The 23,566-nt window shown below is 52.2% G+C and carries 15 protein-coding genes, 3 tRNA genes and 1 pseudogene; 16 read left to right on the top strand and 3 right to left on the bottom strand.

Annotated elements, in window-relative coordinates; all coding sequences use genetic code 11:
• Positions 1 to 101 precede the first annotated feature (101 nt).
• From CFLAV_RS32130 to mutY, 3 genes are all read right to left on the bottom strand, one after another.
• On the bottom strand, positions 102 to 2,567 hold the full coding sequence (locus CFLAV_RS32130) for a choice-of-anchor tandem repeat GloVer-containing protein (protein WP_160164550.1): 2,466 nt from the start codon (positions 2,565 to 2,567) through the stop codon (positions 102 to 104).
• 1,471 nt (positions 2,568 to 4,038) lie between these two features.
• Positions 4,039 to 4,839: a superoxide dismutase gene (locus tag CFLAV_RS10300; RefSeq protein WP_007414644.1), complete on the bottom strand. Its 801-nt coding sequence runs from the start codon at positions 4,837 to 4,839 to the stop codon at positions 4,039 to 4,041.
• Between the two features lie 145 nt (positions 4,840 to 4,984).
• Positions 4,985 to 6,127 (bottom strand): A/G-specific adenine glycosylase, encoded by a 1,143-nt coding sequence (gene mutY, locus CFLAV_RS10295; protein WP_160164549.1) that lies wholly within the window; start codon positions 6,125 to 6,127, stop codon positions 4,985 to 4,987.
• 42 nt (positions 6,128 to 6,169) lie between these two features.
• On the opposite strand from mutY, the gene rnhC reads away from it, so the two are divergent.
• The 16 genes and pseudogenes from rnhC to fusA all read left to right on the top strand — a co-directional run bounded on the left by rnhC (position 6,170) and on the right by fusA (position 23,553).
• Positions 6,170 to 7,159: a ribonuclease HIII gene (gene rnhC, locus CFLAV_RS10290; protein ID WP_007414642.1), complete on the top strand. Its 990-nt coding sequence runs from the start codon at positions 6,170 to 6,172 to the stop codon at positions 7,157 to 7,159.
• Between the two features lie 185 nt (positions 7,160 to 7,344).
• Positions 7,345 to 7,420: transfer RNA gene (locus CFLAV_RS10285), tRNA-Thr, on the top strand.
• A 54-nt stretch (positions 7,421 to 7,474) separates the two neighbouring features.
• Positions 7,475 to 8,665, top strand: a complete 1,191-nt coding sequence (gene tuf / locus CFLAV_RS10280) for an elongation factor Tu (protein ID WP_007414641.1) — start codon at positions 7,475 to 7,477, stop codon at positions 8,663 to 8,665.
• A 97-nt stretch (positions 8,666 to 8,762) separates the two neighbouring features.
• Positions 8,763 to 8,838: transfer RNA gene (locus CFLAV_RS10275), tRNA-Trp, on the top strand.
• An 11-nt stretch (positions 8,839 to 8,849) separates the two neighbouring features.
• Positions 8,850 to 8,939 (top strand) — tRNA-Ser (locus tag CFLAV_RS10270).
• 24 nt (positions 8,940 to 8,963) lie between these two features.
• Positions 8,964 to 9,221 carry a preprotein translocase subunit SecE gene (gene secE / locus CFLAV_RS10265; RefSeq protein WP_007414640.1) on the top strand — a complete coding sequence of 86 codons (258 nt, stop codon included), beginning with the start codon at positions 8,964 to 8,966 and terminating at the stop codon, positions 9,219 to 9,221.
• 13 nt (positions 9,222 to 9,234) lie between these two features.
• Positions 9,235 to 9,783, top strand: coding sequence for a transcription termination/antitermination protein NusG (gene nusG / locus CFLAV_RS10260; RefSeq protein ID WP_007414639.1), 549 nt, complete (start codon positions 9,235 to 9,237; stop codon positions 9,781 to 9,783).
• Between the two features lie 11 nt (positions 9,784 to 9,794).
• A complete protein-coding gene (gene rplK / locus CFLAV_RS10255; protein ID WP_007414638.1) occupies positions 9,795 to 10,220 on the top strand; it encodes a 50S ribosomal protein L11 in 426 nt (141 codons plus the stop codon).
• Positions 10,221 to 10,266: 46 nt separating this feature from the next.
• Positions 10,267 to 10,974 carry a 50S ribosomal protein L1 gene (gene rplA, locus CFLAV_RS10250; protein WP_007414637.1) on the top strand — a complete coding sequence of 236 codons (708 nt, stop codon included), beginning with the start codon at positions 10,267 to 10,269 and terminating at the stop codon, positions 10,972 to 10,974.
• Between the two features lie 19 nt (positions 10,975 to 10,993).
• Entirely contained in the window at positions 10,994 to 11,506 is a 513-nt protein-coding gene (gene rplJ, locus CFLAV_RS10245) for a 50S ribosomal protein L10 (protein WP_007414636.1), read from the top strand.
• A 156-nt stretch (positions 11,507 to 11,662) separates the two neighbouring features.
• The gene (rplL, locus tag CFLAV_RS10240) at positions 11,663 to 12,052 is read left to right on the top strand and encodes a 50S ribosomal protein L7/L12 (RefSeq protein ID WP_007414635.1); all 390 of its coding nucleotides are present in this window, start codon (positions 11,663 to 11,665) and stop codon (positions 12,050 to 12,052) included.
• 247 nt (positions 12,053 to 12,299) lie between these two features.
• Positions 12,300 to 16,109, top strand: coding sequence for a DNA-directed RNA polymerase subunit beta (gene rpoB, locus CFLAV_RS10235; RefSeq protein ID WP_040547959.1), 3,810 nt, complete (start codon positions 12,300 to 12,302; stop codon positions 16,107 to 16,109).
• Positions 16,110 to 16,168: 59 nt separating this feature from the next.
• A pseudogene (gene rpoC / locus CFLAV_RS10230) lies at positions 16,169 to 20,306 on the top strand (DNA-directed RNA polymerase subunit beta').
• A gap of 106 nt (positions 20,307 to 20,412) precedes the next feature.
• Positions 20,413 to 20,808, top strand: a complete 396-nt coding sequence (rpsL, locus tag CFLAV_RS10225; RefSeq protein ID WP_007414631.1) for a 30S ribosomal protein S12 — start codon at positions 20,413 to 20,415, stop codon at positions 20,806 to 20,808.
• A gap of 6 nt (positions 20,809 to 20,814) precedes the next feature.
• The gene (gene rpsG, locus CFLAV_RS10220) at positions 20,815 to 21,288 is read left to right on the top strand and encodes a 30S ribosomal protein S7 (protein WP_007414630.1); all 474 of its coding nucleotides are present in this window, start codon (positions 20,815 to 20,817) and stop codon (positions 21,286 to 21,288) included.
• 69 nt (positions 21,289 to 21,357) lie between these two features.
• Positions 21,358 to 23,553 (top strand): elongation factor G, encoded by a 2,196-nt coding sequence (gene fusA, locus CFLAV_RS10215; protein WP_007414629.1) that lies wholly within the window; start codon positions 21,358 to 21,360, stop codon positions 23,551 to 23,553.
• Positions 23,554 to 23,566: the final 13 nt, after the last annotated feature.

Below are 23,566 nucleotides of genomic sequence, written 5' to 3'. Positions count from 1 at the left end.
CAAGCCCTTTTTCGAAGGGAATCCGAAGGCCACTTCTTTTCAGCTAACCTGGACAGTAGTTAAGCAGCGTTGTAGCAAAATGTGTCGAGCGGATAAAGGGTTCAATGTTTCAGCCGATAGAATCTTTGCGAGTTTGTTGCGGTTGCATCGACATTCGTCCAGGCTCCGGTGTTGTCCGAGAAGTTGGTGGAGAGGTTGAGCCACAGCCCGGTGGTCAGGTTCGTGGTGTACTGGAGAATGTATGGAGTATTCGTCATTCCCAGCCACGTGAGCGTAGCGGTTCGAGGATTGGAACCACTGGTCCGAACGCTTGAAATAATGCCGCCGGGCGGGAGGAGTGGCAGGTTACTCATGCGGAAAACGGTTCCCAGTCCGCCAATACCCCCGTCCGTCGCTGTGCCGTAAAAATTGCCATCGCCACCGGGAGTTAACGCCGCATTTGCATAGTATCCGCTCGGATAGAAGCTATACTCTGCCGAGTCATCCGCTAAATTGAAATTCGCAACCGATGTGAACTGGCCGCTGGGCGTTATTTTGAAAATGGTCCCGCCACCGTTGTAACCGCCCCATGTAGTCGTACCGTAGAAACACCCATCGACCCAGGGCGTCAAACCCGCGTACGGAGCAGAACCATCGTAATAAGAGTCGAGATCATGCAACGTGGTAATTATACCCGCGGGTGTAACACGAAACACGGTCCCGTCAGAACTATAGCCTGACGTGGTACCATAGAAATTACCATCGCTACCGAGGACCAACGCGCCATACGGAGCGGCCCCGTTGGTATTGTCATCGAACGAAACCAGTGAGGTTAATACGCCATTAGTCGTCACTTTATACACGGTTCCCCAACCACCATTCGTTCCGCCATTTTCCGTCGTGCCGTAAAACGCGCCATCATTGCCCAAGGTCAATGCTGCGCGTGGATTGGCTCCATTGGTGTTGCTGAAGGAGGCGATGACGGTCAATAATCCGTTGGTGGTGACTTTGAAAACTGTTCCCAGGTTGCTGGCCCCGCCTCGATAGGTCGTGCCGTAAAGGTTTCCGTCACCTCCGAAAATCAGGCCGGCATAGGGATTCGCTCCATTGGTTGAGTAAAACGTGGCAAGCATCGTCTGCCCTTTGTTCGTTGTATATTTGAATATCGTGCCATAATTGCTGATGCCGCCTTGATACGTCGTTCCGTAAAACTCGCCGCTGCTGCCGAGAGTCAATCCGGAATAAGGAGTTCCGCCGTTCAGGCCGCCGAAATTCAGCAGTGTGGTAAACGAGTTATCCGTTTTTTTGACTCGAAAGATTGTTCCCCAACCTCCAGCGTCGCCGCCGGCTGAGGTTGTTCCATAGAAATTCCCGTCTGTTCCAACCGTCAACGCCGCATTGGGATTGGCTCCGTTGCAGACAAAAGATTTCAACGTCGACAGACCCCCGTTTGTGGTCACTTCAAAGACGAGTCCATAGCCGCCAAGGCCGCCACCAGGGGCCGTGCTATAAAAGTTGCCGTCGCTAGCCAGGGTCAACCGGCTGTTGGGCGATGCCCCGATCGTCATATTAAACGAAAGCAGAGAAGTCATCGCCCCATTGGTCGTGATTTGGAACATTGTACCACGGCCGATGCTCCCTCCCCCCGCCGTCGTTCCATAGAAATTTCCGTTGGTTGAGAGCGTCAGGGGCCCCACCGGATACGCGCCATTCGAATTATTGAAGTAGAATAGTGTCGTTAATGCTCCATTCGTGGTTACCTTGAAGATTGTTCCAAAATCACCGGGGCCGCCATGAGAAGTGGTGCCGTAAAGTTGCCCGTCCTTGCCCAGCGCCAGTCCGGAACGTGGATATGCCCCATTGGTGTTGTTGAAGGAGACCAGTGAAGTCAATGTTCCGTTCGGCGTAATTTTAAATACTGTTCCGTAATTGCTGGCACCGCCGCGATAGGTCACGCCATACAGATTGCCGTCATATCCAAAGGTCAACTTCGAATCACCGGCAGGATTGTCTCCATTCGTGCCAGCGAATGATGTCAGCGTGGTCAAAACCCCGCCGGGGGTGATTTTAAACACCGTGCCAAAATTGACGTAATTTTCGCCGTCAAAGCCACCCCAGTATGTCGTCCCGTAAAAGTTGCCATCTGCCCCCAGAACGAGGCCATTGGGACTCTGGCCAGACTCCCATCCGTAGAAATTAAACAGAGTCACCAGCGTGCCGCTGGTCGTCACTCGAAACACTGTTCCCGCGTTATTTGTCCCCCCGTCATAGGTCGTGCCGTAGAGATTGCCGTCGTTTCCCAACGTCAGCCCGGAGCGGGGATAGGAGCCATTGGTGCCATTGAAAGAGACCAACGTGGTCAAAGCACCAGTAAAGGGAGTGAACTTAAAAACCGTCCCATAGCCATTGGTGCCCCCTTGCGACGTTGTGCCGTAAAAATTGCCATCCGCAGCCTGCACCAGGTCGCCTTGCGGAGTTAGTCCATTGGTGCCAACGAATGCAAACACGGGCTCCGGTTGAAGTGTCTGAGACCGGGCAATTGCCAGGGTGCAGGCGAAAAAAAGGCCTGCGAATAAATGTTTCATCATGAATGATCCTCCGCTGACTACACACGCGCGGCGCATGGTTTTCAACTACTTTTGTATAGAGGAATGCTATTTTGCCAGCATTGTCAACACCAACCCCGCGCAGCATCCGATTTTTTGAACGGGACTCGAAGGGCAGCGAGGACATTAAAAAATAGGATGGAAGATGTGTGGGCGCGGCGGATGGCGAGTTTCGAATTTCGAATGAAGATGCTCCGCCTTCCGTTGCTCGGCGGCTACGGGGGACGAGGTTGGAGAGGGGATTTTGGCGTGGTGGAATCCTTCGGTTGGGCTGGGAGGAGCAGGTTGGCGTGTGGGGCCGAAGGTGTTCAAAACAATCATTACCCGGGGCTCAGCACTGTAGAGACCAGTGCTTCACCCCGGGCTATAACGTGGGCGGGCTTTCAGCCCTTTCCATAGAGCCTCTGGGGCGAGGCTGGAGGGGATTTTGGGGTGGTGGAATCCTTCGGTTGGAGTGGGAGGAGCAGGTTGGCGTGTGGGGCCGAAGGTGTTCGAAACAACCATTACCCGGGGCTCAGCACTGTAAAGACCAGTGCTTCACCCCGGGCTGTAACGTGGGCGGGCTTTCAGCCCTTTCCATAGAGCCTCGGGGGCGAGGTTGGAGGGGATTTTGGCGTGGTGGAATCCTTCGGTTGGGCCGGGAGGAGCAGGTTGGCGTGTGGGGCCGAAGGTGTTCGAAACAACCATTACCCGGGGCTCAGCACTGTAGACACCAGTGCTTCACCCCGGGCTGTAACGTGGGCGGGCTTTCAGCCCTTTCTATAGCGCCTCGGGGGACGAGGCGGAGAGGGGAATTGTTGGGAATGTTGGAGGACGGAGGGGACGGATGCAGAAAATTCGAATGGCGATTTTTGAGTTTTGAATGGAAAGGGTGAGTTGGTTGAGTGTGATTGCCTGGGGAGAAATGTGATCCGGCTCACACCGGGATGCTACGGGGTATTGAGGCCTGGCGGTGGGATGGAGTCGTGGGTCGCGTGCGCGAAGGGGATCGCGAAGCAAGGTTAGAGACTCCTCACGTCGTCTCCTACGCGAGAGAACGTGCCTGGCGGTTGGATGGAAGTCGTGGGTCGCGTGCGCGGGTTGGGGTGAGGGGAGTGGTTAGATCGTGGGCCGTGTTTTCGGCGTGTGGCGTGTGGACGGACGCAGAAAATTTCGAATGGCGATTTTGAATTTTGAATGGAAAGGGTGAGTTGGATGAGTGCGATTGCATGGGGAGAAATGTGATCCGGCTCACACCGGATGCTACGCGGTATTGAGGCCTGGCGGTTGGATGGAGTCGTGGGTCGCGTGCGCGAAGGGGATCGCGAAGCAAGGTTAGAGACTCCTCACGTCGTCTCCTACGCGAGAGAACGTGCCTGGCGGTGGGATTGGGATTGTGGGGCGCGTGCGCGTATGGAGGCGAAGTTGGGCGGGCACCGAAGTCCGCCCTATCGAGCCAAAAGGGTGGTTGTGATTAGCTGGCGAGTTTTTGGTAGCGGTCGGTGACGTAGTCCCAGTTGATGATGTTGAAGAAGGCGGCGACGTAGTCGGGTCGGCGGTTTTGGTATTTCAAATAGTAGGCGTGTTCCCAGACGTCGATGCCGAGGAGCGGGGTGTGGGTGAGGTTGGTCCCGTAGCGGCCCTTGAGGGCGTCGGCACCGGCGGTGGTGCCGGGTGCGCCGAGGCCGAGGGAGATGGGGGTGTCCTGGTTGGCGGTGGAGAGGATGGAGAGATGTTTGTCTGTTCCGATGACGAGCCAGGCCCAGCCGCTGCCGAAGCGTCCGAGGGCGGACTTGGTGAGTTCGTCTTTGAAGCCGGTGAAGTTCATAAAGTATTTGTCGATGGCCCGGGCGAGTTCGCCTTTGGGTTCGCCGCCACCGTTTTTGCTGAGCATTTGCCAGAAGAGGGAATGGTTGTAGTGGCCGCCGCCGTTGTTTTGGATGGCGGTGCGGACGGTTTCGGGGAGGGCGTGAGGATTATTGAGGAGTTCTTCGAGAGATTTTTTCTCGAGGTCGGGGTGGCCGGCGAGGGCTTTGTTGAGATTGGTGACGTAGGCTCCGTGGTGTTTGTCGTGATGGATTTCCATTGTCTTCGCGTCGATGTGGGGTTCGAGGGCGTCGAAGGCGTACGGCAATGGCGGGAGGGTGAAGGGGGCGGTGCTGGTGGGGACGGCGGCGATGGGGGTGTTGGTGTCGGCGGCAAGTGCGGGGAGGATGGTGGCACAGGCGGCGGTGGCGATGGCGGTGGTTTTGAGAGCGTGGCGTCGAGTGATCATAAGTAAACCCTTTCGGTTAAAAGCTGATTTCTGCGGATACCCTGTTTCCCAGAGGTCAATTGGTTGAGGGAAGATAGACGATGTGGGTGGCGGGTGGCAAGTGCGGGGAAGGAGGGTTTTGGGGGAGCCAAGTGGAATTGAGAGGTCAGCCGAGTTTCTTCAGAATTTTTTTGTGGGCGCTGGGGAAGGGGAGTTGGTGGAGTTCGGCGAGGGTCTTCCATTGAGTAGGTAAATGGGTTTGAGTGTCTGGATTGGCGAGGGTGGCGCGAAAGACTTGGAGTGTGATGCGGTAGCGGGTGATGGTGTGCTTGATGGTGCAGAGTGGAGTGGGGGAGTGTAAAGTAAGGCGAAGAGGATCGATTTGTGTGGCCGGGGTGGGATGAGGGAGGTCGGGGTTTACTTCGAGGTTGGGGAATTCCCAGAGGTGTGCATTGACGACACCGGCGGGGCGTTGGGTGACGAGGAAGCGGTGTTGATGTTCGATAACGAAGGCGAAGAATTTTCGTTGGGTTGCGGCAGTGCGTTCGCCGAGGTTGGGAAGCGATTCGACTTTGCCAGTGTGGTGGGCGATGCAATCTTGACGCACGGGACAGATGAGACATTGCGGTTGGCGTGGGGTGCAGATCAGAGCGCCGAGTTCCATCAGGGATTGATTTAAATGAGAGCAGGCTGAGGGGTGAGACTTGTTATTATTTGAATTGCTTGCAGAGACGACGAGAGCTTCGGCGAGGGACCAGAGTTGTTCGTTGGTGATTTTGTCACGGGGATTTTCTGCGATGCCAAAAAGTCGGGTGAGGACGCGGATGACATTGCCGTCGAGGAGAGGCTTGGGTTGATTAAAGGCAATGCTGGCAATGGCGCCGGCGGTGTAGCGTCCGATGCCTTTGAGAGCGAGAATGGAATCGAAGTCGCTCGGGAATGAGCCGTCGTGCCGGGACATGATTTCCTGCGCAGCTTGTTGCATATTGCGAACGCGGGTGTAGTAACCGAGGCCTTCCCAGAGTTTGTGGATGCGTTCGGGAGCGGCTTCGGCGAGAGATTGGATGGTGGGCAGGTTTTGCATCCAATGTTCCCAGTAGGGGATGACGGTTTTGACCTGGGTTTGTTGGAGCATGATTTCAGAAACCCAGATGGCGTAGGGATCGCGGGTGCGGCGCCATGGGAGGTCGCGAGCGCTTTGTGAAAACCAGTGGAGCAGGGCGGAGGCGAGGGCGTGGATCTTCAAATCCTTTTGGGAAGGCTTGGGCTCGACATTCGGTTTAGCGCGGCGGACACTTTTGCTGCTCACAGTTGCGAAGATTAAGGCAAACCCATAGGATGACACAACGCTGTGAAACCAATTACCAGTCATACCTGCAAATTAACCGATGCTCAAGCGAAGGCGCTCGAGGTTTATTTGAAGTCACATGACTTCGAACTTCGGGAAGTGCCGTACGCGCGATTTGCCGGGGCCAAAAAGGATCTCAATGTGGTTTTCTACGAGAGTGGGAAGCTCGTTTTGCAGGGGAAGGGGACGCAGGATTTCATTGAGTTTGTGCTGGAACCTGAAATTTTACAGGAGGCCAAGCTGGGTTACGAGGAGGTGCTGAATCCTGAGTTGCTGGCGCCCAGATTGGGTGTGGACGAAAGTGGCAAGGGTGATTTTTTTGGGCCTTTGTGCGTGGCAGGGGTGTATGTAAATGAATCGGTCGTGAGGGCATGGAAAGAGGCGGGGATTCGCGATTCAAAGAACATTTCCAGTGATAAGAAGATCCGGGAGCTGGCCGAACTCATCCGCGAAACCCCCGGCTGTGTGACGACTGTGGTGCCAATCGGAAATGAGGCATATAATAGGCTTTATGCGAAAATGAGGAGTGTAAATACCCTTTTGGCTTGGGGGCACGCACGGGTGATCGAGAATTTAATGGGACGGCAGCAAATGATGAAACCGCCTCCGATTCGGGCGATTAGCGACCAATTTGCTGCGAGCAAAGATACTGTGGCGAAGGCGTTAATGAACTTGGGCCGGCAAGTTGAGTTGGTGCAAAGGCATAAAGCGGAAGAGGATATAGCAGTCGCAGCGGCTTCCATTTTAGCCAGAGATGAGTTCGTGAGCCGACTAGGGACTTTGGAAAAGCAGTATGGAATGGGGTTTCCCAAGGGGGCTTCTGTTCTGGTTGACAAAGCAGCAAAAGAATTTGTCAGCCGTTATGGGAGTGAGGAATTGACGAAAGTGGCTAAGATGCATTTTCGCACGGCCTTGCGCGCGCAAGGGTTGCCAGAACCCCCAAAAACCGAGTGGCGGCGAGCTTCCTCTTCTAAGAACAAAGAAAAGGACTAAAAAAGTGCACAGAAGTGATGAAAAAGCGATTGACAGTCGTTATTACCCCAAGTAATTTCGATTTCAGTCATTGGGCCGTAAGACGAAAAAAATCATAGCCCCGGCAAGTTTTTTCGGTAATAAAGCTTGGGGAATGGTTTTTTGTCGCTTTTGTGTGTCAGGATTATAAGGTCATTTATGGCCATGCCCATGTAGCTCAGTTGGCAGAGCACGTCCTTGGTAAGGACGAGGTCATCAGTTCAATCCTGATCATGGGCTCCATTTAAATAGAAGCTGAATAGAGAAAAGTAAAAAATAACACCAGGAGATCGAGTAATGGCAAAAGAAAATTTCAATAGAACGAAACCGCACGTCAACGTCGGAACGATTGGTCACGTTGACCATGGTAAATCCACTCTTACTGCCGCCATCGTGGAAGTGCAAAACCGCAAAGGTTTGGCTCCGAAAATCTCCTACGCTGAAATCACTAAGGGCGGAACTGTGCGCGATGAAACCAAGACAGTAACCATTGCTGTTTCTCACGTGGAATACGAAAGCGCCACCCGTCACTACGCTCACGTTGACTGCCCTGGACACGCTGATTATGTAAAGAACATGATCACCGGTGCTGCGCAGATGGACGGTGCCATTCTGGTGGTCAGCGCTGCTGATGGTCCCATGCCTCAGACCCGCGAGCACATTCTGTTGGCTCGTCAGGTCGGTGTGCCTGCAATCGTGGTCTTTTTGAACAAGGTTGACCTCGTTGATGATCCGGAATTGTTGGATCTCGTCGAAATGGAAATTCGTGACTTGTTGAACAAGTATCAATTCCCAGGCGACAAGACCCCGGTTGTTCGTGGTAGCGCCACTGCCGCCATGGCTGCGAAGCCTGAAGGTGAGAAGGCTATCCAGGACTTGTTGGACGCTGTTGATGCCTTTATTCCGCTGCCGACTCGCGAAGTCGACAAGCCGTTCTTGATGTGCATCGAAGACGTATTCAACATTGAAGGTCGTGGAACCGTGGTGACTGGTCGCGTTGAACGCGGTGAGTTGAATCGTATGACCGAAGTTGAAATCATAGGACTTGGCGAGACTCGCAAGACCACAGCAACTGACATTGAAATGTTCCGTAAGCTGTTGGATAAGGCCAGTGCTGGTGACAACGTTGGCGTGCTTTTGCGCGGCACCAAGAAGGAAGAAGTTGAGCGTGGCATGGTTTTGGCCAAGCCAGGCACAATTAAGCCCCATACCAAGTTCAAGGCTGAAGTATATGTGCTCTCCAAAGAAGAGGGTGGTCGTCATACTCCGTTCTTCAACAAATATCGTCCTCAGTTTTACTTCCGCACCAGCGATGTCACTGGAAATGTGACCTTGCCTGAGGGAGTTGAAATGGTGATGCCTGGTGATAACGTTTCGGTTGAAATCGAGCTTATTGCCCCGGTCGCCATGGAAAAAGGACAACGTTTCGCCATCCGTGAGGGTGGACGCACGATCGGTGCCGGTCGTGTGAGTGACGTGGTCGTTTAAGTTTTGGCTTGAGCTTATGGAGCGTGGGAGAGTATTCTCCCACCTCCTTTTTTGTCTGGTTTGAAACTTAGAGATAGCCACTCTCAAACAGACGAGTAGGGCGGTAGCTCAATTGGTAGAGTAGCGGTCTCCAAAACCGTCGGTTGGGGGTTCGAGTCCCTCCCGCCCTGCCAAAACTGAAGTCGGAGGGGTGGCAGAGTGGTCGATCGCGGCGGTCTTGAAAACCGTTAAGGTGTAACAGCCTTCGGGGGTTCGAATCCCTCCCCCTCCGCCAAGTGTAAGCGTAAGTGTAAAGACTGTGAATAATAACTATTTTATTTATATCTGGATCGCCATAGCGGTTGTGGCCTTCGCGATTTTGTGGAAGCAAGGCCAGTTGTTGCGGCTGTCCAACTACATCCAGGAAACCCGGGAGGAGTTGAAGAAGTGCACTTGGCCGACTTGGGCGGAGCTGAAAGGTTCAACTCTGGTGGTGATGATTTGCATCGCGTTGATTGCCATCTTCACGATTGTGGTTGACTTTGTTTTTGCAAGTTTCGTCCGCTGGGTTTCATAAAAAGGATATCATTATGCGAAGCCAGTGGTTTGTAATACATACTTTGTCCGGACAAGAGCAAAAGGTTAAAGAGAGCATTGAGAAGCGGATTAAAGCCGAGGAGATGGAAGAATACATCAAGGAAGTCCTCGTGCCGATGGAAAAGGTTGTTGAAGTTCGCAACCAGAAGAAGACGGTGTCCACCCGCAAGCTCTGGCCCGGTTATGTCTTCGTTGACATGGCGCTCTTGGACGAAAACAAGCGCATTATCGAGAAACCTTGGTATTTCATTAAAGAGACCCAGGGGGTGATCGGTTTTGTTGGTGGTGAGCCACCTACGCCGACTCCAGCGGATGAAGTCGAGTCCATCAAGTCGCAGATTTCTGACTCGGAAGAGCGCGAGAAGCCGAAGGTCAATTTTGAAGTAGGTGAGACGGTCAAAATCAATAATGGACCGTTCCTTAATTTCAGCGGCGTAATTGAGGAAATTGAGCCCGAGCGCGGCAAGTTGAAGGTAACGGTCAATATTTTCGGTCGTAACACGCCGGTGGAATTAGAATACTGGCAGGTAGAAAAAGCTTAATTAGAGATTTTATGGCAAAGAAGATTACTGGACAGATTAAATTGCAAATTCCTGCCGGGCAGGCAAATCCGGCACCGCCCGTTGGTCCTGCTTTAGGTCAACACGGCGTGAACATCATGGCGTTTTGCAAAGAATTTAATGCGGCTACAAAAGCAGATACTGGTCTCGTCATTCCGGTGGTGATCACCGTTTATCAAGACAAGTCATTTACCTTCATTACCAAATCTCCACCCGCTTCTGTTCTGCTGAAGAAAGCTGCTGGAATTACTTCCGGTTCCAAGACGCCCAACAAGGAAAAGGTTGGCAAGGTAACGCGTAAGCAGGTCTTGGATATCGTAAAGTTGAAGCTCAAAGATTTGAACGCGTCTTCCGAGGAAGCTGGTTTTCGCGTTGTAGCTGGAACTGCCCGCAGCATGGGCATTGACATTGTCGGTTAAATTCAACCGCGGGAGAGCTCATAACTCGTTTGCACCGCTCAAATAAATGCCAAAGAAATACAGTAAGAGATATAGGAAAGGCCTCGAGTTGGTAGATGCAAAGAATCACTACCCCCTCAAGAATGCCGTGGAAGTGTTGGCCAAGTTCCCGAAAGCCAAATTCAACGAAACGGTCGAGGTTGCTTTCAGGCTAGGCGTCGATCCCAAACAATCGGACCAAATGGTTCGTGGCACAGTTCCTTTGCCTCATGGCAGTGGAAAAACAGTGAAGGTCCTTGTTTTCGCCAAGAACGGTGCCGCGGCTGATGCGGCTCGTGCAGCAGGAGCTGAGTTTGTCGGGTATGAGGAAATGATCAAAAAGTGCGTCGAAGGATGGACTGACTTTGATATTGCCATCGCTACTCCTGAGTCAATGGTCGAAGTTCGTAAGTTGGGTAAGGTGCTGGGGCCTCGCGGTTTAATGCCTAATCCCAAGACTGGCACTGTAACTGACGACACTGCCAAAGCGGTGAAAGAAGTTAAAGCGGGCCGCGTTGAGTTCAAGCTGGATAAGTCTGGTAATGTTCATGTTCCCGTTGGAAAGGCCTCCTTTACGCCCGCCCAACTCGCGGAAAATGCCCGTGCTGTTATTGAAGCGGTTGCCAAGGCCCGTCCATCAAGCGTAAAAGGCTCTTATCTCCAGAGCTGCACGCTGTCTGCTACCATGAGTCCGCCCGTGCGCATTGATTTGCGTGAGTTTGTGGCGACTGTTTAACCCTTAATTTCACAAGAACATGCGTGCTGAAAAGAAAAACATTACTCAAGAATATCTTTCCCGCCTGAATGCGTCGCCCTTCTTTATTGTGGTGAACTATCAAGGCTTGAAGGTGGGACCGATCACTGATTTGCGCAAACGCCTGATTAAGGCTGGAGCTGAGGTCCACGTGGTCAAAAACTCATTATTCCGCATCGCCGCCAAGGAAGCCGGTGTGGCAGATTTGAATGGCGCTTTGACCGGACAGATTGCTGTAATTACTGGTCAGAAGGACGTTTCTGCAGCTGCCAAGATCGTTAAAACCTTTAGCAGCGAGTTTGAGAAGCTGAAAGTTAAATTCGGTTATTTGAACAATAATCGATTGGAAGCGTCTGACTTGTCTGCGTTGGCAGATTTGCCGTCCATCGAAGTTCTCCGTGGCAAATTGCTCGGCGTTCTGCAAGCCCCGGCCTCTACGTTGGTGGCCTTGCTCAATACGCCAGGAAGCCAGCTAGCTCGTGTTTTGCAAGCCCGAGTAGACAAAGGAGCGTAATAGGGTATAATTTAGGGCTTTTGCAGCCCGAATGATTTCGGTCCCATTCTAGCCGATGGGATCGAAAATAACAAACAACAAGGTAAATCGTCGGCTTGCAGGCAGTAGGCTTAATGCATCCATGGCCGTGGATGGCGACGAGACTGAAAGGTTAACATGGCTGACTTAGCAACACTCGTAGATCAACTCGGAAAATTGACCGTTATCGAAACCGCAGAATTGGTTAAGCAACTGGAATCCGCCTGGGGCGTTACTGCCGCAGCTCCCGTTGCCGCAGCTGCCGCACCTGGTGCTGGCGGTGGCGCTGCTGCTCCTGCAGCAGAAGCCAAGACTGCCTTTGACGTGATCCTCGTCTCGGTTCCTGCCGACAAGAAGATCTCTGTCATTAAGGTTGTTCGTGAAGTCAAGGCTGGCCTCGGTTTGGCTGAAGCCAAAGCATTGGTGGAAGGTGCTCCAAAGCCCGTGCTCGAAGGTGCTCCAAAGGCGGATGCAGATGCCGCCAAGAAGAAGCTGGAAGAAGCTGGCGCCAAGGTCGAAGTCAAGTAATCGTCCTTTTATATTCAGGGCGGTAGGTTCATTCCTACCGCCCTGAATCGCCTGCAAGACTGATTTTTACGCCGGTACACTTGCAAACTGAATCGGAAGAAGCAGATTAAAGAAGATTTACAATCAAAACTGCGATGAGCGGTTTTAAGTCTGGCAAGAACTCTGTTGAACGCAGGGTGCTTGCCTTCTGTCGTTTATTGAAAACAAAATGTCGGGCAGTGTTGTCCGGCAATTATTAAAGGTCCAAATGCCATCGAGAGTAACTGAACGCATCAACTTCGGGAAAATTAAAGAAATCATCGCCCCGCCTAACCTTATCGAGTTGCAAACCAACTCGTACAAGGAGTTTCTGCAGGCTGAGGTCGCCCCCTCCAAGCGGAAGAACCTGGGATTACAAGCCGTCTTTACCGAGGTTTTCCCAATCGAAAGTTATGATGGCAAGTGTGTGCTGGATTTCCATAGCTATGAGATTGGCGAACCTAAACTCGACTGGCTGGAATGTTTGCGTGAGGGATTAACTTTCGGCGCTCCATTATACGTTACTTTTCTGCTCAAAGAGGAGAAAGGAACCAAGGAAGAAAAGGTTTTCATGGGCGAATTGCCCCTGATGACGCCTCAAGGCACCTTCGTTATCAATGGTGCTGAACGAGTTATCGTCAGCCAGTTGCATCGCTCGCCTGGATTAGCCTTTGAAAAGAGTATCCATCCGAACGGCAAGGAACTTTTCTCCTTCCGCATCATCCCAGACCGCGGTTCCTGGTATGAAGCACAATTTGATACCAGCGACCTGCTTTACGTCTATTTGGACCGTAAGAAACGCCGCCGTAAATTTTTGACAACGACTTTCTTCCGCGCTTTGGGTTATGGCTCTGACGCCGATATACTCAAGCTATTCTATGATATTGAAGAGCTGAGCGTTAAAGAAGCTGAGAAACTGGAAGACCTCCAGAATAAAGTTTTGATTGAGGATGCTCTTGATGCCGACAAGGGCATTGTTGTAGCTCGCGCTTTTGAGCCGCTTTCAAAAGCGGTCGTGAAGCAAATTTCCGAGGTTGGCATCAACAAGATTAAAGTCGTTGATACCACTTCTGACGAAGGGATCGTCATCAAGTGCATGAAGAAGGATCCGGCCAAGAACGAGGACGAAGCGTTAAAGGATATTTATCGTCGTCTCCGCCCTGGGGATCCGCCGACTGCTGCGAACGCGCGTGCTTTGATCAAGCGCCTGTTCTTTGATGCCAAGCGTTATGACCTAGGTCGTGTCGGTCGTTATAAGATCAACCAGAAGCTCGGCATTAAGGGCGGCGACTCGCGCATTTTAACGAAGGAAGATCTCGTGGCAGCGACGAAATACCTTCTGCGCCTGAAAAAGGGTGAAGGTACGTTGGACGACATCGATCACTTGGGAAGTCGGCGTGTTCGTACTGTCGGTGAATTGCTCGCCAACCAGTGCCGTGTTGGTCTGGCCCGTACTGAACGTCTGGTGAAGGAACGCATGACCCTGTTCGATCAGGGCATGGAGAGCATGACTCCGCAGAAGCTGATCAATCCGAAAGCTCTCTCGGCTGTCATTCGCGACTTCTTTGGCCGCAGTCAGTTGTCGCAGTTCATGGACCAGATTAATCCCTTGGCAGAACTGACGCATAAGCGCCGTCTGTCGGCTCTCGGGCCTGGCGGTCTTTCCCGAGATCGTGCCGGTTTCGAAGTGCGTGACGTGCATCCGTCTCACTACGGTCGTATTTGTCCGGTCGAAACTCCTGAAGGTCCAAACATTGGTTTGATTGCGTCGCTCGCGACTTTTGCACGCATCAATGATTTTGGCTTCCTCGAAACTCCGTACCGCAAGGTGGAGAATGGTCGTGTGAGCAATCATATTGATTACCTCACTGCTGACCGTGAAGAGGCCTTCACTGTAGCCCAAGCCAACGCGGTGATTGATGAAAAGGGTCACTTCCTGACGGAACGCGTTATGTGCCGGGCGAAGGGTGACTTCGTTGATGTTGAGCCTGCACGCGTTGACTACATGGACGTGTCTCCAAAGCAGCTCGTATCAGTTGCAGCCAGCTTGATTCCGTTCCTGGAACATGATGATGCGAACCGCGCTTTGATGGGTTCGAACATGCAACGCCAGGCAGTTCCGTTGCTGATTACCGACGCTCCCTTGGTAGCGACCGGGTTGGAAGATCGGGTGGCGCGCGACTCGCGCGCAGTCATCGCTGCAGAAGAGGGCGGCAAGGTCGCCTCAGTGATAGGCAACCAGGTTATCATCACGGCTGATGGCAAATTGCCTGAAACCAAGAAGAAGATTAAACACAGCCCGGAGAACGGGGTTTACGTCTATCAAATTCGTAAATTCATGCGTTCCAACGCCGCCACCTGCATTAACCAGAAGATCCTGGTAAACAAGGGTGATACCGTGAAGAAGGGCCAGGTTATTGCCGATGGTCCTTGCACACAGGGTGGGGAACTGGCGCTTGGCCGTAACGTTCTTTGCGCGTTCATGCCTTGGAACGGTTACAACTTCGAAGACGCCATCCTGATCAGCGAGCGTATTGTAAAGGACGACATCTTCACTTCGATCCACATCGATGAATTCGAGGTGGGCGCACGTGATACCAAGCTGGGACCTGAAGAAATCACTCGCGACATCCCCAACCTTGGAGATGAAGCATTAAAGAATCTTGGGCCTGATGGTGTTATCCGCGTCGGAGCCGAAGTCAAGCCAGGCGACATCCTCGTCGGCAAGATTACGCCGAAAAGCGAAACCGAACTGGCTCCAGAAGAGCGGTTGCTACGCGCCATCTTCGGTGAAAAGGCCGCTGACGTGAAAGACACATCGCTCAAAGTTCCTTCGGGCACTTATGGCATTGTCATGGACGTCAAAGTTTCTGCGAAGAAGGAAGCTGAACAGAGCATGCGCGTTTCCACGGAAGAGAAGCGTCAGTCCAAAGAAGTGGAAGAGGAGTACAAGAAGAAGATGGACGAACTGCGCGAGCAATTGACTGAAGCTCTGAGCAACATTCTTCTTGGTGAAAAAATTCCGTTGGACGTGGTGAATTCCGAAACCGGTGAAATTATCATCCCGGCGAACCGTAAGATCACCAAGACACTGCTGCGCAAGCTGGCAACCGTTTACGATCGCATCGAAATCGATCCTTCGCCTATTCGTAACAAAATTAACGAAATAATTGGCAGCTTCAAAAAGAAGTTTGACGACCTGCAGATGCAATACGACGAAGAACTTGAACGTGCTGAATCCGGTGACGGTGTCGATACCGGCATCATCAAGTCGGTCAAGGTTTACATCGCCTCGAAGCGCAAGCTGTCCGTCGGTGACAAAATGGCAGGCCGCCACGGTAACAAGGGTGTCGTTGCCAAGATCGTCGCTGAAGAAGACATGCCGTTCCTTGACAACGGAACTCCAGTGGACATCGTTTTGAACCCGCTGGGCGTGCCCTCACGTATGAACGTCGGTCAAGTGTTGGAGACTCACCTGGGCTGGGCTGCAAAGCTCCTCGGATTGAAGTTTGCCACGCCAGTGTTCGACGGCATCAAGGAAAAGGATATTCGTGGTTACCTGAAGGAAGCCGGATTGCCGGAACACGCGAAGACCAAATTGATCGATGGCCGCACTGGCCAGGTCTTCGACCAGGAAATCGTCGTGGGTTACATCTACATGATGAAGCTCGGACATTTGGTCGCGGACAAGATTCACGCTCGTGCCGTTGGACCTTACTCGCTCGTTACTCAGCAACCGCTGGGTGGCAAGGCGCAGTATGGTGGTCAGCGCTTCGGCGAAATGGAAGTATGGGCGATGGAAGCATACGGTGCAGCTTACACACTGCAGGAATTGCTCACGGTCAAATCAGACGATGTGCAGGGACGTACCCGCATTTATGAAAGCATCGTCAAGGGTGACAACAGCCTTGAAGCCGGCGTGCCGGAATCCTTCAACGTGCTGGTTAAGGAAATGCAATCACTCGGCCTGGATGTAAAGGTCGGTTACTCCAATCCTGTGGATCAACCGATTGAAGTTCAGCCCTTGACTGCGGTTTAAAATAAATTCGATAACGTAACTAAATTTTAGGCGAGTCAGCTCGCCAGGAAAAAACTAGTATGATTAGCACAAAAGAAAGCGCCCGCGAATTACTTGGTCTGGATAAGGTAAACCAGGTGGAATACGTCGCGATTCAAGTCGCGTCACCGGAAGCCATCCGGTCCTGGTCCAAAGGGGAAGTGAAAAACCCTGAGACCATTAATTACCGCACGTTCAAGCCTGAAAAAGGCGGCTTGTTCTGCGAACGCATTTTCGGTCCTGTGAAGGACTGGGAATGCTCCTGCGGCAAATATAAACGCATCAAGCATCGCGGCGTCGTTTGCGATCGTTGTGGTGTCGAAGTGACTCTGGCTCGCGTGCGCCGCGAGCGCATGGGCCATATCGAACTGGCTGTGCCCGTTTCGCACATCTGGTTCTTCAAATGCATGCCGGCCCGCATCGGGTTGGTGCTGGATATGACGGCTCGCAACCTTGAGCGCGTGATCTATTACGAAGATTACATGGTGATTGACCCGGGTTCGACGCCGCTCAAGCAGAACCAATTGTTGAGCGAACACGAATATCGCGAAGCTCGCGAAACCTACGGCGCTGATGCTTTCATCGCTAAAATGGGTGCCGAAGCTGTTCGAGAAGCCATGATGCGTGTTGACCTAGGCAAGCAGGTGGATCAACTGCAGATCGGAATGACCGAAACCAAGAGCAAGCAGATTCGCAAGAAGATTGCGAAACGCATCAAACTGCTCCAGGGTTTCCAAGGCTCCAAGAGCCGTCCTGAATGGATGATTCTGACTGTGCTGCCGGTGATTCCGCCGGACCTCCGTCCGTTGGTGCCTTTGGAAGGCGGTCGCTTTGCCACTTCCGATTTGAACGATCTTTATCGTCGTGTCATCAATCGCAATAACCGTCTCAAAAACCTGCTCCAGCTCAAGACTCCTGAAGTCATCATCCGCAATGAAAAGCGCATGTTGCAGGAAGCGGTTGACGCCTTGTTCGACAACGGTCGCCATGGTCGCGCTGTCACCGGCGCCGGCAACCGTTCGTTGAAGTCCCTGAGCGACATGCTCAAGGGTAAGAGCGGACGTTTCCGTCAGAATCTGCTCGGTAAGCGTGTGGATTACTCTGGTCGTTCTGTGATCGTCATCGGTCCGGAGTTGAAGCTGCATCAATGCGGGTTGCCGAAGAAGATGGCACTCGTGTTGTTCGAACCGTTCATCATCCGCCGGTTGAAGGAATTGGGTTATGTCCATACCGTGCGTTCGGCCAAGAAGATGATCGAACGCCAGACCACCGAAGTGTGGGATATATTGGAAGAAGTGACTAAGGGGCACTCAGTGCTGTTGAATCGTGCTCCTACGTTGCACCGTCTGTCTGTTCAGGCTTTCGAGCCAATTTTGATCGAAGGCGAAGCCATCCGTATTCACCCGCTCGTCTGTACTGCCTATAACGCAGACTTCGACGGTGACCAGATGGCTGTGCACGTTCCTCTGTCTGTGGAAGCACAGATGGAAGCGCGCATGCTGATGATGGCTCCAAACAACATCTTCAGCCCATCGAGCGGCAAGCCAATCATCACTCCTACACAGGACATCACGCTCGGTTGCTACTACGTAACTGCCGAACCGCGCGCCAATGCCCACAGCACTGGCACGATCAAGCTGTTCGGTTCCAAACGCGAAGTGTTGTTCGCGTATGCGGATGGCGCTGTGACCACTCACGAGAGGATTCGCATGGCGAATCCTGACCTCGGCACCAAGACAGAATATGGTGATGCTGAGCGCAAAGTCATTGAGACTACGGTTGGCCGCGTCATCTTCAGCGAAATCTGGCCTGACGAAATGGGCTTCCCGAACAAAGTGGTGCGCAAGTCGGAATTGGGAGATCTGATCTGGAAGTGCTACAAGATTTGCGGCCATGAGAAAACGGTTGCAACGCTTGATCGCCTGAAGGAGCTCGGTTTCCGGGAAGCTACTCGCGCGGGTGTATCCATCGGCATTGATGACATGATCATTCCGAAGGAAAAGAACCAGGAGATTGTCACTGCGCAGAAGCAGATTGCTGAAGTTGAGAAGCAGTATCGCAAGGGTGTTATTACTCCAGGCGAACGCTACAACAAGATCATCGACATCTGGACGCATTGCACTGACCAAATCGCGAACGTCATGTTGCGCACGTTGGATCACAATCAAGGCAAGCAGGAATACAATCCTGTGTCGTTGATGGTGGATTCCGGCGCTCGTGGTAATCGCCAGCAGGTCCGTCAGTTGGCCGGTGTTCGCGGGTTGATGGCCAAGCCATCCGGCGACATCATTGAGAAGCCGATTCTTTCAAACTTCCGCGAAGGTCTCACGGTGCTCGAGTATTTCATCTCGACTCACGGTGCCCGCAAAGGTTTGGCGGACACGGCGCTGAAGACTGCCGACTCCGGTTACATGACTCGTAAGCTGGTGGACGTCGCTCAAGACGTGATCATCCGCGAACATGATTGTGGCACCACCAATGGCATCTGGGTGCAGGCGATCTACGAAGGTGAAGATGAAGTAGTCAAGCTCAGCGAGCGTTTGATCGGTCGCTACTCTTGCGATGACATACATAATCCTTCAAATCCGAAAGAAATGTTTGTCAAAGCCAATGAGGAAATTGATGAGATCAAGGCCAAGAAGATTGATAGTACCGGCGTTGAAAAAATCAAGATTCGGTCGGTGCTGACCTGCGAGAGTAAACATGGTGTTTGCATGCTGTGCTACGGCCGCAATCTGGCCACGGGTAACCTGGTCAAACTTGGTGAAGCCACCGGCATCATCGCCGCACAATCAATCGGCGAGCCTGGAACTCAGTTGACGATGCGTACCTTCCATATCGGTGGTACTGCCTCGCAGGTGTTCAAGCAGCCGCAGATCAAATCGAAGCATGACGGTATTCTGCGTTACAACGAACTGCGTCTCGTCCAGCTGGAAGACGGCAATAACATCGTCCTGAACAAGAACGGTTCCGTTGCCATCATCGGTGATGACGGTCGTGAGTTGGAAACGCACAACCTGGTAATCGGTTCTGTCATCTCCGTGCCAAATAACGGCAAGGTGAAGAAGGGTGAAGCCTTCGTGCAGTGGGATCCATATAACGTTCCAATTCTCTCGGAGAAGGCTGGACGTGTGAAGTTCCACGACATCATCGAAGGTGTGACGATGAAGCAGGAAGTGGATGAAACCACAGGCCAGGAAGCCATGGTCATCATCGAACATAAAGAAGATTTGCATCCGCAAATCGTGATCACGGATGAAAAGGGTGAGGCACTGGCCAATTACCCGATTCCTTCAGGTGCGCACATCGTTGTGAACGCTGGTGATAAAATCGTCGCGGGTACTTTGATGGCGAAGACACCACGCAAAACTTCGAAAACGAAGGACATCACCGGTGGTTTGCCGCGTGTAGCCGAGTTGTTCGAAGCGCGTCGTCCGAAGGATGCTTCGGAGATTTCCAAGATCGACGGTATCGTTGATTTCGGACCGAGTGTTCGCGGCAAGCGCTGCATCGTGATCAAGAATCAGGCGACTGCATTGGAAGAGGAACATCTGATTCCAATCGGCAAGCACGTGATTGTCTTCAAGGGTGATTACGTCCGCAAAGGTCAACAGCTGACAGAAGGTCCAGTTGATCCGCACGAAATTCTCGATATCTGCGGGCCGCAAGAACTGCAGGAACATCTCGTGAATGAGGTGCAGGAAGTCTATCGTCTCCAAGGTGTGACAATTAACGACAAACACATCGAGATCATTGTTCGTCAAATGCTGCGCAAGGTGCGCATCACCGAGCCGGCAGACACCACATTCCTGTGGGGTGAGCAAGTTGACAAGATCGCATTCGAGGAAGAGAATGCACGAGTCGAGAAGATGGGTGGTAAGCCTGCCGAAGCACAGCCTGTGTTGCTGGGCATTACCAAGGCATCATTGGAGACCGAGAGCTTCCTGAGCGCAGCTTCCTTTCCAGGACACGACCCGCGTGTTGACGGAAGCCGCCACACTGGCGAAGGTAGACAACCTGATTGGCTTTAAGGAGAACGTGATCATGGGTCACATCATCCCGGCTGGAACAGGTTTCGATTATCATCGGAGAATTAAGTTGAAACCATTGGTTGAAGTTGAAGAAGAGCCGGCTCCAGAGCCTGCAATTGCAACGGAAAATCCACTGGTCGCGAGTTAATTTGAAAAAAAAATTAAATACTAGTTGCAACGTGAAGTTGCTTTGATATTATCCGCGCTCCGTTTCCTCGATTTCCGAGGAAACGAGCGCAAACGCTGAAGCTGAAATGCCGACTATAAATCAACTGGTCCGAAAGGGCCGTAACAAATTAAAGCGCAAGTCCAAGTCGCCCGCCTTGGAAGTAGCGCCATTCCGTCGTGGTGTGTGTATCCAAGTGATGACACGTACGCCCAAGAAGCCCAACTCCGCAATGCGGAAAGTGGCCAAGGTGCGTTTGACCAACGGTTTCGAAGTAATCGCTTATATCCCTGATGAAGGGCACAACCTGCAGGAACACTCAATCGTGCTCGTGCGTGGTGGGCGTGTTAAGGATTTGCCGGGCGTGCGTTATCACATTGTGCGTGGCACGTTAGATGCCGCCGGAGTGGAAAAGCGCCGCGTAAGTCGTTCCAAATACGGAGTTAAACGGCCCAAGGCAGCCAAGACTGCAGAAAAGAAATAACGTTTTATGTCCCGACGTCGTCAAGCAGTAAAAAGACCTGTTGTCAAAGATGCGAAGTATGGTAATGTCCTCGTCTCGCGTTTGGTCAACACGGTTATGAAGAGTGGCAAGAAGAGCACTGCACAGCGTATTGTGTACGGTGCCTTCGACCAGCTCTCGGAAAAGAATCCGACCGCAAATGCTTTAGAAATTTTGCAGCGTGCGGTTGACAACGCCAAGCCGCGGTTGGAAGTTAAGCCTCGTCGCGTTGGTGGTGCAACATATCAGGTGCCTGTGGAGGTAACTCCAGATCGCCAGTTTGCGTTGGCGCTCAGATGGCTGGTTGACTTTGCAGACGCCCGTAAAGGTATTCCGATGAGGGAAGCCCTCGCGGCGGAAATTATGGAAGCCTATCAAGGGCAGGGGAATGCAATTCGCAAACGCGATGAAGTGCATAAGATGGCGCAGGCCAATAAGGCGTTCGCTCATTTCCGTTGGTAGTTAAACAATAATCAAAACGCGCCCCGAAGGCCGAATAATCTCGGGGCGTTTTTATTCTCCAAATTTTAGATGGAAGCTGTAGTTGAAAATAAATCGGTAAACGCGCCCAACCGGCCTTACACCCTGGAGCGGACGCGCAATATTGGTATCGCCGCACACATTGACGCTGGTAAGACCACTACCACCGAGCGTATCCTGTTCTACACGGGGCTGATCCACAAGATTGGTGACGTAGATGACGGCAATACGGTTACGGATTGGATGGAGCAGGAGAAGGAGCGTGGCATTACCATCACCTCTGCCGCCGTTACGTGCTTCTGGACCCAGAAAGCAACGAAGGCGAATGAGAATGATATCTACAAAGCATTCCTGAATGTTCCCCATCGCATTAATATCATCGACACCCCCGGTCACGTTGATTTCACGGCTGAAGTCGAACGCTCGATGCGCGTGTTGGACGGGGCAGTAGCGGTATTTTGCGGAGTGGCAGGTGTGCAGCCTCAGTCGGAGACTGTTTGGCGACAGGCGACCAAGTACAAAGTTCCTCGCATTGCATTCGTCAATAAGATGGATCGCACCGGGGCAAACTTTGAGAATGCACTGAATGACATGCGCAAGAAGTTGAATGCCTATGCATTCCCCATCTTCCTGCCTATTGGTGCTGAAGAGAATTTTGAAGGCGTTGTTGACGTGGTTAACCAGAAGGCAATTGTTTGGGGTGCTGGTGATATCGCCAATGAAGGTCTGAATTACGAGATCAAGGATATTCCTGAGCATCTTAAGGAAAAGGCTGCGGCTGCCCGTCAGGAACTCATCGATGCTGTCTCCAACAAGGATGACTCGCTGGCTGAACTGGTTTTGGAAGAAAAGCCCATTGATGCGCCCACACTTAAAGCTGCGATCCGTCGGTTGACTTGCAAGATTGAACTGATCCCGGTTCTGTGCGGTTCAGCTTTCAAAAAGAAGGCGGTCCAGGTCTTGGTTGATTCCGTGATCGACTATTTGCCGAGTCCTTTGGACGTCCCTGGTGCCGAGGGTACCGAAGTTGGGACTGACAATGTTGTTAAAGTTGAAACCAGCGATAACGCCAAGTTCTGTTCTCTCGCATTCAAGCTCTGGACCGATCCCTATGCCGGTAAATTGGTATTTTTCCGCGTCTATTCGGGTCAGCTCAAGAAGGGTGATACCATTTATAATCCGCGCACGCGCAAACGTGAACGCGTCAGCCGCCTAATGGTCATTCAGGGCAGCGAACGTAAAGACGTGGATCATGCGCACGCTGGAGATATTGCTGCTCTCGTCGGTCTCCGTAATATCACGACTGGCGATACGCTGTGCGACGAAGATTTCGATGTAACCTTGGAACCTCCTACCTTTCCAGAGCCTGTTATCAGCATGGCTGTGGAGCCTAAGACCAAAGCGGATCGCGATAAGATGTCTGAAGGTTTGCAGCGTCTCGCTGAAGAAGATCCGACTTTCCGTTGCTTTACCAATGAAGAGACCAGCCAGCTCATCATCGCAGGAATGGGTGAGTTGCACTTGGAAATCATCATTGATCGTTTGAAGCGCGAATTCAAAGTCGATGCCAATACTGGCGCTCCGCAAATCGCCTATCGTGAGACAATTACGAAAGGCGCTGACGGAGAGGGCAAGTTCATCCGTCAATCTGGCGGTCGTGGTCAATATGGTCACGCCTTGGTCAAGGTTGCACCAAATGAAAAAGGCAAGGGTGTCGAAGTCAATAACAAGATTGTTGGCGGTGCGATTCCGAAGGAATATGTCCCGGCGGTTATTGATGGCATTGAAGAAGCCATTCGCAGCGGAGTTTATGCTGGATATCAAGTCATCGATATCAAAGTAGACGTTATTGATGGTTCTTTCCACGAAGTTGACTCCAACGAATTGGCCTTCAAAATGGCTGGGATTTTCGCCTTGAAAGACGCTTTCAAAAAGGCAGGTCCAATTTTGCTCGAACCGATTATGAAGGTGGAAGTTACCACTCCTGATGAATATCAGGGCGACCTTTTGGGCGATATTAACCGTCGTCGCGGCACCATCATCGGTATTGATGCGAAAGGTGGGCAGACGATCTTAAACGCAAACGTTCCTTTGGCCGAAATGTTCGGTTATGCGACCGCTATTCGTTCGCTTTCGAAAGGACGTGCATCTTATTCAATGGAACCCTTGACATTCGAACAGGTTCCGAACAGTGTTTTGACCACAATTTTGGACTCGGCGAAATCAAAGCCGGCGGCTCGTTCATAAACCAATAACTATA

Origin of the sequence: Pedosphaera parvula Ellin514, from assembly GCF_000172555.1 — a bacterium.
In the GTDB taxonomy this organism is placed as follows: domain Bacteria; phylum Verrucomicrobiota; class Verrucomicrobiia; order Limisphaerales; family Pedosphaeraceae; genus Pedosphaera.
The sequence above is the reverse complement of the archived record's forward strand: the minus strand, read 5'-3'. Positions and strand labels throughout refer to the sequence as shown.